Raw genomic sequence first — 12,261 nt, 5'->3', positions numbered from 1 at the left:
TCAGCGCTTTCCGCTGTTGTTGGGCTTGATCCGGTGGTCCCGGATGGCGTCCAGGATGTTGTTCTGGTTGGACGTGATCGACTTCAGGTTGACCGAGGTCCCGTGCGCCACACCGTTGACCGCTTCGGACAGGGCGATCGCCGTCTCGCTGCTGCTCTCCCGCTCCTTCTGCTCCTGCGGGATGACCTCCTTGGCGAAGCTGTCGTCCTGCCCCGGCCAGTCGCTCGTGGCACGTACGTCGACGACGAAGTCGTCCACCATCGCGCCGATCGAGGTGCTGATCGAGAACATCTGCCGCAACCCGGCCTGGATCCGGGCGGGTTCGGCGAAGTATCCGTCGCTCATGGGGTGTTCAGCGCTCCTCGTCCTCGTCGATCTCGTCCCGCAGTCGGCGGCCCGACTCCTGCCGGGCCCGCTCCTGTGGGTCCTGGAGCACCTCGGGCCCGAAGATCCGCGCCCAGTCGATGTCCACCCCGGTGAGCTCGGGCACCGCGGTGCTGGGCCGGGTGAACGGCTCGAAGGTCTCCATGACCTGCCGGGCCATCTCCGCACGCGCCCGGCCGAACGCGTCCAGCACGGCGTTCGACAGCTCGCCGGGCGACATCGTCCGGTACTTCCCCTCCAGGAACCGCAGCGCGGTCAGCTCGCCCTGCGGCCCGACCGTGACCTCCACCGACCGGTCCGCGGACCGCACGGTGCGGGTCGCCTGCCGCAGTTCGGCCTCGGCCTTCGCCACCCCCTTCTCGGTGGCCTCCAGCTCGGCCATCGCCGTGGCGAGCCGGGCCTCCACGGACCTGGCGTACGGCGAGACCTCACCGCGCCCCGCGCTCTTCGGCGCCTCGTCCATCGCTCCGCCCATCAGCCCGCTCACCGCCCGATCACCGTGGGCGTGCCGCCCTCTTCCGCGCCCCACACGTCCTCGTCCTCGGCAACCCAGTGCACCCGGTCGCGTTCACCGCTGCCGGTCGCCTGCCCGCCCTGGGTGCCGCCGCCCGTACCGCCCGCGACGGCCGTGGAACTGGTGGCGGTACGGGCCCTGCGGGCACTGCGCTCCTCGTCCGCGCCGCGCCGCCCGCCGGAGCGGGACGATCCGCCGCGCGTGCCGGGGCCGCTCTCCGTCAGGACGTTGCGGACGCGTTCGCCCGACGAGCCGCCTGCCTGCCCACCGGCGCCCATGCCACCCATCCCGCCCATGCCGCCCATCCCGCCCATCGGCATCATCGGGTTGAGAGGTGTGGAGCCGTCCGACGACGCGCCCGAACCCGAACCCGAACCGATGCCCGTGTCCGGCAGGGAGGCCGGGGGCCGGCTGCCGGTGGCGCCGGGCGGCGCTCCCAGCGTCCCGCCCGGGTGGAAGGTGCTGTCGTACTCCTCGTAGTCGCCGTTGCCGGAACGGTTCTGGCCGCCGCCGGACGAGGAGTTGTTCAACGAGGTGTGGGAGTTCCCACCGAGGGAGTTGAGGTCCCGGTTGAGGTCCCGGTCCAGGGCGTGGTTCAGATCGCGATTCAGGTCACGGTTCAGGTCGTGATTGAGATCCTGATGGGTCGGCGGGGGAGTGAGGTGGTTGTTGGTCTTCGGCGGCCACTGGTACTCGGTCCTCGGATTGAGGTCGGTGACCGTCTCCTTGCCGTTCTTGTCGATGCTCGTGACCTTGCCGGTCTCCGGATCGACGATCTGCCGGCTGCCGTCCTTGAACGTGGTGGTGAGCGTGCCGTCCTTGTTCAGCTTGGTGACACTGCCGTCCGGGTTGGTCACGCTCTGGCCCGGGTTGAGGTCCTGCACCGTGGTCCTGCCCTGGTGCGGTGTGACCGTGTACTTCCCGGTCTTCGGGTCGTACGTCACCCGGTCGCCGTTCGGGTACGTTGTGACCAGATTGCGGTTCTTGTCGAGCGAGGTGGTCCCGCCGCCGGGGCTCAGGACCGAATTGCCGGGGAGGCTGGGCGGCGGAATCGTCGGGTTCAGCGGGCCGGTGTGCGTCGTGTCCCCATTGCCCTGGGTCGGGTCGCCGTTGCCCGGGTTGAGGATCTTGTCGATGTTCTTGTTGAGGTCGCTCGTCACGTCCTTGCCGGTGTCACCGCCGGGGCCGTTGCCCGAGCCGCCGTTGAGATCCTTCGTCTCGGTGTTGCCCCCGAGCAGATCCTTCAGACCGTCCGGCCCGCCACCGAAGTCGTTGAGCGACTTGGTGACGTTGTTCCCCATGTCACCGATGCCCTTGTTGAGGTTGTCCAGGGCCGTGTTGAGGTCCTTGCTGCTCTTGTCCGCCTCCTCCTTCGCCTTCTCGGTCTTCTCCTTGGTGTAGAACTCCGTGAGCGACCCGGTGTTCTTGGTGGTGAGCGGCGACTCGAACGGCGTGGTGGCGTCGATCCAGGAGTTGTTGAGATCGGACAGCACCGTCATCGCCGTGCCGTTCAGGCCGGCCTGGAGCCCCTCGATGTCCGGGTGCGGCTGCTCGATGAAGTCGTTCCACCGCTTGACGGCCTCATTGCCCACCGCGGCCCAGTTCTGGATGTCGGTCAGATCGCCGTACGTCGGATGCGGCTCCTGGAAACCGTCCTTGGTGGAGTACGTCGTCGTGGTGGTGGGGTTGATGACGTTCCCGGTGGAGGTCGTCGACGTGATGAACGGAATGTTGTGCTGGGTCAGCCAGTTCAGGATGTCGTCCAGGACCTGGATCAGGTGGAAGTGCGGGTCGTGCTCGTTGCGCCCCATCCACGCGTTCCAGGCCGTCCGCAGCGACTTCGCCTGGGTCAGCAGCGTCTGCTGCGCCGCCATCAGCTGCTTGGAATGGTTGGACTTCGGTGTGAACGCGGGATCCCCGACCGCGTCGAACTTGTCCCCCGCGCCCAGCTGTTCCTTGTAGTTGTCGTAGTTCCCGTTCAGCTGATGCACCAGCTGCCAGAAGATGCCCGCGGCCTGGCCCTTCCAGGCCGACTGCTCGCTGCCCAGCGATTTCTCCCACCCCGCGAGGACCGCCGCCTGGTCGACGAAGAACTGGGCCGCCCGGTCGAAGGCCTGGGCGGTGCGCTGGAAGGAGTTGAGGTCCACCACATTCGCGTCCGGCACCGAGGCGCCGTTGAAGGACGCGCCGTGCGTGGTCTTCGAATCGATCAGGGCGCCCAGGGCCGCCCCCGGCCCTCCCATGTACTGGCCGAGCGGGCCGATGTCGAAGTCGTCGCCGTACTTGCCCTTGTACTTCCCGCCGCTCAGCGACTCATTGGCCTCCAGCCCCCGGCTGCGCCCCTTCTCCGACATGAAGGAGCCGATGAAGACCAGCCGGGCGTGGTACATCTCCACGCGGCCGTTCTTGTTGGAGTAGAAGTACAGGTCGTAGTCCTGGCCGTCGCTCTTCAGCGAACCCTGCGTGGCTGCGTTGATCACCGACTGGACACCGATCTTGTCCAGGCTCATCCGGAAGAGCGGGCTCTTCTCCTTGCTGCTCAGGCCGGTGAACAGGCCCTTGCGGCTGGGCATCGGATAGCCGGTGAGCTTGGTGACGGCCTGCCCCCAGTAGTCGTCGGCGTCGTAATTCTGTGAAGTGGGGGTCGACATGCGGAACGCTCCGGGGGCGAAGAAGGAGGATCGGGGCGGGCGGGAGAGGAGGCGGTGCACAGACGGGCCGGCCCGGACCGCCAAAGCGGCCCGGGCGGATCGCCGGAGCGGACCGCCCCCGGCGGGGGCGGGCGGGTCAGGTACCGGTCTTGGTGGTCGGACCCAGTTCCTTGTCCACGTCCGAGAAGATGTCGAGCAGCGCGGCGCCGTCGATCGATTCGAGACTCTTGCCCTGAGTGCTGAGCAGCTTCTCGATGGTCGTCAGCAGATCGCTCTTGATGTGCTTGAACAGCGTCTGCTGACTCTCGAAGATTTCGTCCACGGAGCCGGCCGCCTTCTTGACCGCCGCCACCAGGGACTGGCCGTGCACACTGTCGTCCGTCCCCATCAGACCGATGGCCAGCGCCGGGTCCTGCTGGAGCGTCCCCGGGGTGGTACGCCCGTCGAGGATGCTCTTGAGCGCCCTGAGACCGTTGGGGTCGTCCTTGCGGATCTTGTCCAGCGCCGTCTGGAAATCCGTGACGTCGTTCTCGGCGAACGACTTGAGGCTCTTGCCGTCGAGGTGGGTCAGATCGGCCATCGGGGGCTCCCGCTCAGCGGCCGATGGCGATCTCGGACCACATCTGCGACAGCGAGTTCTCGCTGTACTTGTAGTTGCCCGAGATGTCGGTCAGCAGGGCCGCGTGCGAGTTGAGCAGCGTTTCCATGTTCCGCACCGCCTGGTCCCAGGCGGCCTGCTTCTGCCGGTAGGTGTCGGCGTCGGAGCCGTACCACGTCTTGCGCAGCTCGCCGAGCTCCGCCTCCAGGGACGCGAGGGTCCGGGCGATCGCCTGGGTCTGGCGGACCATGTCGTCGCCGGCGTTGTTCATGTGGCCGTAGTCGACCAGGATGTAACCGTCGGTCAGATTGTCGGGCATCGGGGAGACCTCGCTTCACTGCCTGGGAAGAGTGCCCCGCCGCGATGGCGGCGAGGGGTGCCGGTCGTCCGGCGGACGGGACGACGGGATCCGTCGTCCAGGGCGGTTCCTACGCCATCAGGTCGTCGAACGCCTTCTGCGAGGCGCTGTACGCCTGGTTGATCGCGTCGTTGGACGAGCCCTGTGTCTTGCCGTGCTCCACCAGGCTGGTGTTGAGCTTGTCGACCATGTCCTCCAGGTTGCGGAGGATGATGTTGACCTGGTCGTCCCACTGCTTCAGCAGGGCCCCGTACTGGCCGCCGTCGCTGCCCTGGTACCCCTTGCTCAGGTTGTTGCGGGTGTCGTCGACGTCCTGGCGGGACTTGAGGATTCCGCTGTATGCGGCCTCAAGCGCCTGAATGCCGTTCCTGGTCGAGCTCTCGCTCGACTGCTGGAGGTTGCCGCCCGGTGCCGCCTGAGCGCCTGCTTCTGCCACGGTGTCTCCCATGCCTCAACTGCTGGATGGCGGTGATCCTATGATCAGATCCGTGGTGTGCTCAATGATCCTCGTCCGCATCTGAGCTTTTCCTGAGGATCCATCAACTTCTTTTACCCGTCGGCAATGTTCCGTTGCCCTTGCCGACGCTCCGGTCACCCTCCGCCTGCGGGCAGGAGGGCGCCGTGGTGCCCACCGTGCGCCCCGCCGCGGCCGCTTCCGGGCTCAGGTCGGGACCGGACGGCAGCATCGCCAGGAGCGGTGACGGGAGCGCCTGGGCGGTGGCACCGTCGTACCCCAGCGCCTTCTGCGCCGCCTGGGAGAGCAGGCGGTACTTCACCCCGTCGTCGGCGACGAAGTAGGTGGTGGAGCCGACATCGGTGCCACCGGCGCCCAGCGCCTTGACCAGCGCCCCGTGCCCCGGACGTACCGCCGTCGCGTCCACCGGCAGACAGGCCGGGACGATGTGCTCCGGCGACGCCGCGGAGGCCGGCGGCAGCGCGCCGAGCGGGACCAGCGCACCGGTCACCCGGGTGCCGTCCCCGTGATCGGGCCGCACCCGGGCACAGGCCGCCCAGCCCGCCGGAACGGCCTCGGCGCGCGGCGGCGTGGCCGGCAGACCGGCCGGCACGGGCTCGCTGCCCTCCGCGCCGGGCGCCAGCCCGGCCTTCACCTCGGCCGCGCCGATCACCACCGCGGCCGGGGCCGCGCCGCCGTACGCCCGGTCCTTGGTCTCGGCGGCCCCCAGAGCCAGTGCCGCCCCGGTCTCGGTCAGCGGAACCAGCCCCTCCTTGCGCAGCAGGTAGTACTGGCGCGCCGCCCCCGGAGTGTGCGACTGGAACACCTGCCCGAGCTTCGACGGACGCCCGCCCAGCGACGGCCCCGCCCCACCGCGGCCGGGCACGGCCGGCGGCACCAGGTCCGGCCCCTGCACCAGCGCGTCCAGGAACGCGGCAGACACCGGCCGGGGCGTCACCGACCCGTACCCCAGCGACACCGCGGCGCTACCGCTCCGGTCCAGCCGCAGCCGGCTGCCCTGCCAGACCAGGTACCGGGCCCGGTCCGGCCCCGACACCACCAGGCCCTGCCCGGCACCCATCCCGCGCCCCTCGACCGGCGCACCGGCCACCAACGCGGTGAACGCACCGCTCCCGCCGGTGGCACCGCCCGAACCCCCGGCCCCCGCCCCGGCCTCCGACGCCAGCACCGAGCACACCTGCCACGGGTCCTTCTCCAGGTCCCGCACACCGGGTACGGAGTCCGGCGCACCCGGTATCCCGACCGGGGCCCCCACCGCGGTGCCCTTCAGCGACGACGTGCCCACGTCCTCGGACTTCAGCTTCCCGTCGCCGACCAGCAGCGCGGAGGCGTAGTTGCGCACCGGACGCAGCCGACCGTCCACGTACACGTAACGGGCACCGGTCTCCCGGTTCACCACCAGCGTCCCCGACGCCCGCCACGCGTCGTTGCCGCCGGGGGACATGAGGCCGTACACCAGCGAACCGGCGGCCACCAGCGCGGTGATCACCACACCGACCAGCACCCCGCGGGTGGTCCGCCCCAGCGGGCTCTCCGGGGCGTCCGGGTCGGCGAGCAGCATCCCCGAGGTCAGCCGGCCCATCACGAAGGTGTGGGCCTGGACCTGGTCACGCTTGGACTGCATGTCGCATACCTTCCGGGTCAGCCGTTGATCGCCCGGAGCGCGGCGAAGACGCCGAGCACCCAGAGCGCGAGCGGCAGCAGGCTGATCGCCAGCGCCGAGTGCAGCAGTTCGGCCGCGCGGCCCCAGTACGGCACCAGCCGGCGCCCGGGCACCGTCCACGAGACGATCGCCAGCAGCGCGGTGAACGCCACGAGCCCCGCCACCAGCAGCGGCCGCTCGTCGGCCGTCAGGGACGCGGCGAGGGCCAGGGTCAGCAGCGCGGCGCCCCAGATGCCGGGCAGCAGCAGCGCGAGCCGCTGCGGCACATTGACCATGCCGCGCCCGTGCAGCAGCAGAAGCAGCGAGAGCACCGAGGCGGTCAGCGTCTCCGGCAGGTTCGGATCGTCGGCCAGCACCACGAGGGAGGCCGCGCAGACGGTGCCCGCCGCCCCGTAGAGCGCGGTCATCCAGCCGCTCGCCAGCTCGGTGCGGGCGGTCACATCACCACCCGCGTAGGGCTCGATGCCCTCCTGGAGCTGCCGCGAATTGGTCGGCAGCGAAGGCATCCGCATCCCCGCCAGCTTGAACGCCAGGGCCGGAACGAAACCACCCAGCACCACCGCCAGCGCGGCGAGCACCGTCGCAGCGCCGTCCATCGTCAGACCGGCGGGCCCGGCCAGCGCCCCGCCCAGTGCGACGGCGCACCAGAACACCGCCGTCGCCAGGAAGAACGGCACGGACACCGCCGCGAGCGCGAGCCCCAGCACCGCACCACCCGCACCGGCGGCCCCCGCCGCCAACAGCCGCGCCCCGAGCACCTGATGCACATCGGGTCCGCCCAGATCGCCGCCCGGCAGCAGCCAGCCGGCCAGCGCCAGATACGGACTCGCCATCGACCCGAGCACCGCGGCGGCCGCCGCGTCACCCACCGCCCGGCTCGCCGAGGCGGCCCCGGCCAGCAACAGCGCCCCCACCGCACCCGCCCCGGCGGCACGCACCCCGGCCGGGCCGCCCGGCCAGGCCAGCAGGGCCAGTCCGGCGACCAGCGTCAGCACGCACAGGGCACGCAACAGCCGCCGGCTGGAGTCGGCACTCCAGCCGTGCAGCCGGTCGCGCACCACACTGGCGATGCCGTCGACCAGATCGTCCAGCCGCACTTCGGGCAGGGCGTCGGTGTGCGGGCGCAGATACAGCACCTCGCCGTCCTTGAGATCGAGGGTCTCCAGCGTCCCCTCGTCGTCCAGGGCCGGTCCGCCCAGCCGTTGCAGCACCCAGCCGCTGTGGTCCAGGCCGCTCTCCTCCAGTTCCTCACCCGCGTAACGCAGCACGGTGGGAAGGAGATCGGCGACCGGCACATCGGCGGGCACCGCAAGGTCGATGGTCTTTTCGGGGGCACGTATGGTGAGGCGGCACAGGCCCGCCACGGAGCTGTCGGTCAAGGTCAGGGCTCGCGTTCTCGGGGACGTGTCGGATGCGACGTGGACGCGCTTGGTGATTCGGATGCAGACTACTGATCATCATCCGGGCCGTCGTCAACGGACCTCTCACGAGTCCCTGTTGGTCCGGAACCGTCCGGCTTGTGCGCCGGCCGGCACTCCTGTGCGCCCATCCCGGTCCGGTCCACCCGTCACGGCGGGCGGCCCGCCGCCGTCCGCGGCCTGCCGTCGCCGTCGTCGAAGGAGTCTGTTCGTTGAGTGTGGTCCTCTTCCGCCGCCCAGCCCGCCGTCGCGGCCCGGACATGCCCGAAGGAGAGCTGAACCTCCAGGAGCCACCGACCCTGCCGGAGACGGTTCCTGACTCCTCGGCGATCTGGACCTACCTCCCGATGGCCATGATGTCGGTGTCCATGATGCTGATGTTCATGCGTCCGGGCGGCGGCAGCAGTGTGTTCACCTACCTGGCACTCGGCATGATGGTCACCGCCTCGGCCGCCATGCTCGTCGGCCAGATGATGCGCAAGGGCGGCGAGCGCAAACAGCGACTGCGCGGCGAACGGCGCGACTACCTGCGCTACCTGTCGCAGATCCGGCGCAGCGTCCACGAGGCGGTCAGCGACCAGCAGGAAGCCCTCGCCTGGCGGCACCCCGAACCCAGGGTGCTGCGCACCATGGTGCGCTCCACCCGGCTGTGGGAACGCCGGGTCTCCGACGACGACTTCGCCGAGGTGCGGATAGCCGTCGGCGACCAGCAGCTCGCGCTGCGCCTCACCCCGACGGCGACCAAACCGGTCGAGGACCTCGAACCGCTCTGTGCCCACGCGCTGCGCCGCTTCATCAAGGCGTACGGAGTCGTCCCCGACCAGCCCACCGGCCTCTACCTGCGGTCCTGGACCCGGATCCTGTTCCGCGGCGACGAGCGGGCCGTACGGGACACCGTCCGTGCCGTCCTGTCCCAGCTCGCCTTCTTCCACCCGCCGGAGGAGCTGTGGATCGCCCTGTGCGTCGCCGACGAGCGGCGCGCCGAATGGGAATGGGTCAAGTGGCTCCCGCACAGCCAGCACGCCCAGGAACAGGACGGCGCCGGCCCCTCCCGGCTGGTCGCCTCCGCCTTCCGTGACCTGGAGGAGCTGCTCGGCGCCGAATTCTCCGAGCGGCCCGTCTTCGACCCCGAGGCCGTGCCCGGCCGCGACGAACCGTTCACCGTGATCGTCGTCGACGGCACCACCGTGCCCACCGGCCACCGCCTGGACGGTCCCGGACTGCGCAACGTCGTCGTGCTCGACCTGTCCGGTGCCCTCAGCTGGCGCCCCGGCCGCACCACCCTGCGCCTGGACGTGCAGCCCGACGCCCTGAACCTCGTACGCACCGACCGCAGCCGCAAGGAGCAGACCACCCTCCTCGGCCGCCCCGACGCCATGGGCCCGGCCGCCGCGGAAGCGCTGGCCAGGCTGCTCGCGCCGTACCGGATGAGCCTGTCGGCGGACGCCGCCCAGCCGCTGGACACCGACGTCGAACTCACCACCCTGCTCGGCATTCCCGACCTGTACCGGCACGAGCCGGCCACCCTCTGGGAACGCTCCACCGGCGCCGCCCGGCTGCGCGTCCCGGTCGCCGTCGGCGCCGACGGAATCCCGGTGGAACTGGACATCAAGGAGTCCGCGCAGGGCGGCATGGGCCCGCACGGCATGCTGATCGGCGCCACCGGATCCGGCAAGAGCGAGCTGCTGCGCACCCTCGTGCTCGGCCTCGCCCTCACGAACTCTTCCGAAACACTCAATTTCATCCTGGTGGACTTCAAGGGCGGCGCCACCTTCCTGGGCCTCGACGAACTCCCGCACACCTCAGCGGTGATCACCAACCTGGCCGACGAAGTCGCCCTCGTGGAACGCATGCAGGACGCCCTGCACGGCGAACTCGTCCGCCGCCAGGAGCTGTTGCGCAGCGCAGGGAACCACACCTCCGCGCTGGAGTACGAGAAGGCCCGCGCGGCCGGTGCCGATCTCGAACCGCTCCCCAGCCTCTTCGTCGTCGTCGACGAGTTCAGCGAACTGCTCTCCGCGCACCGCGAGTTCATGGACCTGTTCGTGATGATCGGACGGCTCGGCCGTTCACTCGGGGTCCATCTGCTGCTCGCCTCCCAGCGACTGGACGAGGGCCGCATGCACCAGCTGGAGAGCCACCTCTCCTACCGGGTGGGGCTGCGCACCTTCTCCGCGATGGAGTCGCGCGGTGTGCTCGGCGTGCCCGACGCCTACCAGCTGCCCTCCCAGCCCGGCAGCGGCTTCCTGAAGAGCGGCGTCGAGGCGCTGACCCGCTTCCGCGCGGCCTACGTCTCCGGCCCCTACCGCAAGCGGCGCGGCGCGGCAGTGCAGGCCAGGGTCGCCAGCCAGGTGATGCCCTGGACCACCGACTGGGTCGTGCCGCGGGCGCCCGCCCGTACCCCCGACCCCGAACCGGCCGCCTCGGCCGAGGAGCCCGACACCGGCGACACACTGCTCTCCGTCGCCCTGGACCGGCTGCGCGGCTCCGGACCGGCCGCCCACCAGGTGTGGCTGCCGCCGCTGGACCTGCCGCCCGCCCTGGACCTGCTGCTGCCCTCGCCCGAGCCCCATCCGGAACGGGGTCTGACCCCGGCGGGCACCGCGGGGCCGGGCAGGCTCAAGGTGCCGCTGGGGCTCGTGGACATGCCGTTCGAGCAGCGCCGCGACCCGCTGACGGTGGACCTCTCCGCCGCCGGCGGCCACGTCGCGGTCGCGGGCGGTTCGCAGAGCGGCAAGTCGACCGTCGTACGGACCCTGATCAGCGCGCTCGCCCTCACCCACACCCCGCGCGAAGTGCAGTTCTACTGCCTGGACTTCGGCGGCGGCGCACTCTCCGCACTGTCCCGGCTGCCGCACGTCGGCGGCGTCGCGGGCCGGCTCGACACCGAACGCATCAGCCGTACGGTCGCCGAGGTGACCGCCGTGCTCAACGAACGCGAGCAGTTCTTCCAGGACCACGGCATCGACTCGATGGCCTCCTACCGGCGCCGCCGCGCCGCCGGGGAGTTCCCCGAGGAACCGCACGGCGACGTCTTCCTGGTCGTGGACGGCTGGGCCACGGTCAAGCAGGACTTCGACTCGCTGATCCCCACCTTCCACCAGATCGCCTCCCGCGGCCTCAACTACGGCGTCCACCTGGTCGTCACCACCGCCCGCTGGATCGAACTCCCCGCCCAGGTCCGCGACCAGTCGCTGACCAGGCTGGAGCTCAAGCTCGGCGACCCGATGGACTCGATGATCGACATCCGCAAGGCGGCCACCGTGCCGCGCGGTGCCGGCCGCGGCCTCACCATGGAGGGCAAGCTCCACTTCCTGACCGCCCTGCCCCGCATCGACGGCAGCGACAGCGCCGACGACCTCGCCGAGGGCGTCGCCGACCTGGTGGACCGGATCGCCGGACACTGGCAGGGACCGCCGGCCCCGCCGGTACGGATGCTGCCGCACCGCCTCCCGGCCGCCGAACTCCCGGCGCCGGAACGCACCGAGGGGCTGCGCGTCCCGATCGGCCTGGACGAGGAGACCCTCTCGCCGGTCTGGCACGACTTCGGGCGCACCCCGCACCTGATCGGCATCGGCGACAGCGAGAGCGGGAAGACCAACCTGCTGCGCCTGCTGGTCCGTTCCATCACAGCCAGGTACACCTCGGCCGAGGCCCGCATCCTGGTGGTGGACTACCGCCGCGAACTGGTCGACGCCGTACCCGAGGAGTACCGCCTGGGACACGTTGTCGCGGTCGACGCCCTGCGCGAGATGGTCGGCGGCGCGTCCCGCGCCATCAAGACCAGGCTCCCCGGCCCGGACATCGCCCCGTCCCGGATGCGGCAGTGCGACTGGTGGACCGGGCCCCGGCTGTTCGTCCTGATCGACGACTACGACATGGTCGGCGGCACCGGCTCCTACGACCACCCGTTCGCTCCGCTCCTGGACCATCTCGCGCTGGGCTACGAGGTCGGTCTGCACGTGGTGGCGGTGCGGTCGGCCACCGGCTCCGGCCGCGGCCTCAACGACCAGTTGCTGCGCCGCCTGGACGAGGTCAACACACCCGGCATGCTGCTGTCCTGCCCGCCGTCCGAGGGCTATGTGTTCGGCAACGTGAAGCCGCGCAACCTGCCGCCGGGCCGGGCCCAGTACATCGTCCGGCGCAAGGCCACCCTCGTACAGACCGCACTGGCCGAGGAGGCCGGGGCCTGAGCCGCAC

General features: G+C 70.6%; 9 protein-coding genes. 1 reads left to right on the top strand and 8 read right to left on the bottom strand.

The window, feature by feature from the left end; all coding sequences use genetic code 11:
* From AADR41_RS06970 to eccD, 8 genes are all read right to left on the bottom strand, one after another.
* Nucleotides 1-345, bottom strand: coding sequence for a hypothetical protein (locus AADR41_RS06970; RefSeq protein WP_342280488.1), 345 nt, complete (start codon nucleotides 343-345; stop codon nucleotides 1-3).
* A 7-nt stretch (nucleotides 346-352) separates the two neighbouring features.
* Nucleotides 353-847, bottom strand: a complete 495-nt coding sequence (locus tag AADR41_RS06965; RefSeq protein ID WP_342280534.1) for a YbaB/EbfC family nucleoid-associated protein — start codon at nucleotides 845-847, stop codon at nucleotides 353-355.
* Between the two features lie 20 nt (nucleotides 848-867).
* Nucleotides 868-3,549, bottom strand: a complete 2,682-nt coding sequence (locus AADR41_RS06960) for an AAWKG family protein (RefSeq protein ID WP_342280487.1) — start codon at nucleotides 3,547-3,549, stop codon at nucleotides 868-870.
* 136 nt (nucleotides 3,550-3,685) lie between these two features.
* Nucleotides 3,686-4,129 (bottom strand): type VII secretion system-associated protein, encoded by a 444-nt coding sequence (locus tag AADR41_RS06955; RefSeq protein ID WP_342280486.1) that lies wholly within the window; start codon nucleotides 4,127-4,129, stop codon nucleotides 3,686-3,688.
* Between the two features lie 13 nt (nucleotides 4,130-4,142).
* Nucleotides 4,143-4,466, bottom strand: coding sequence for a WXG100 family type VII secretion target (locus AADR41_RS06950; RefSeq protein ID WP_259930064.1), 324 nt, complete (start codon nucleotides 4,464-4,466; stop codon nucleotides 4,143-4,145).
* A gap of 109 nt (nucleotides 4,467-4,575) precedes the next feature.
* The gene (locus AADR41_RS06945; RefSeq protein WP_342280485.1) at nucleotides 4,576-4,941 is read right to left on the bottom strand and encodes a hypothetical protein; all 366 of its coding nucleotides are present in this window, start codon (nucleotides 4,939-4,941) and stop codon (nucleotides 4,576-4,578) included.
* A gap of 103 nt (nucleotides 4,942-5,044) precedes the next feature.
* Nucleotides 5,045-6,604, bottom strand: a complete 1,560-nt coding sequence (gene eccB / locus AADR41_RS06940) for a type VII secretion protein EccB (RefSeq protein ID WP_342280484.1) — start codon at nucleotides 6,602-6,604, stop codon at nucleotides 5,045-5,047.
* Nucleotides 6,605-6,621: 17 nt separating this feature from the next.
* Nucleotides 6,622-8,022: a type VII secretion integral membrane protein EccD gene (eccD, locus tag AADR41_RS06935; RefSeq protein WP_342280483.1), complete on the bottom strand. Its 1,401-nt coding sequence runs from the start codon at nucleotides 8,020-8,022 to the stop codon at nucleotides 6,622-6,624.
* A 299-nt stretch (nucleotides 8,023-8,321) separates the two neighbouring features.
* Here eccD and eccCa point away from each other — a divergent pair, with 299 nt between their 5' ends.
* Complete coding sequence (gene eccCa / locus AADR41_RS06930) at nucleotides 8,322-12,254, top strand: type VII secretion protein EccCa (RefSeq protein ID WP_342280533.1); 3,933 nt, start codon at nucleotides 8,322-8,324, stop codon at nucleotides 12,252-12,254.
* The last annotated feature ends 7 nt before the right edge of the window (nucleotides 12,255-12,261 follow it).

This window comes from Streptomyces sp. CLV115 (assembly GCF_038448545.1).
In the GTDB taxonomy this organism is placed as follows: Bacteria; Actinomycetota; Actinomycetes; order Streptomycetales; family Streptomycetaceae; genus Streptomyces; species Streptomyces sanglieri.
This window is presented reverse-complemented; position numbering and strand designations above follow the sequence as displayed.

Bases quoted from the DNA above. Each gene is read 5' to 3' on its own strand.
- AADR41_RS06970 (WP_342280488.1), bottom strand. From the start codon at position 345: ATGAGCGACGGATACTTCGCCGAACCCGCCCGGATCCAGGCCGGGTTG.
- AADR41_RS06965 (WP_342280534.1), bottom strand. From the start codon at position 847: ATGGACGAGGCGCCGAAGAGCGCGGGGCGCGGTGAGGTCTCGCCGTAC.
- AADR41_RS06960 (WP_342280487.1), bottom strand. From the start codon at position 3,549: ATGTCGACCCCCACTTCACAGAATTACGACGCCGACGACTACTGGGGG.
- AADR41_RS06955 (WP_342280486.1), bottom strand. From the start codon at position 4,129: ATGGCCGATCTGACCCACCTCGACGGCAAGAGCCTCAAGTCGTTCGCC.
- AADR41_RS06950 (WP_259930064.1), bottom strand. From the start codon at position 4,466: ATGCCCGACAATCTGACCGACGGTTACATCCTGGTCGACTACGGCCAC.
- eccB (WP_342280484.1), bottom strand. From the start codon at position 6,604: ATGCAGTCCAAGCGTGACCAGGTCCAGGCCCACACCTTCGTGATGGGC.
- eccCa (WP_342280533.1), top strand. From the start codon at position 8,322: ATGCCCGAAGGAGAGCTGAACCTCCAGGAGCCACCGACCCTGCCGGAG.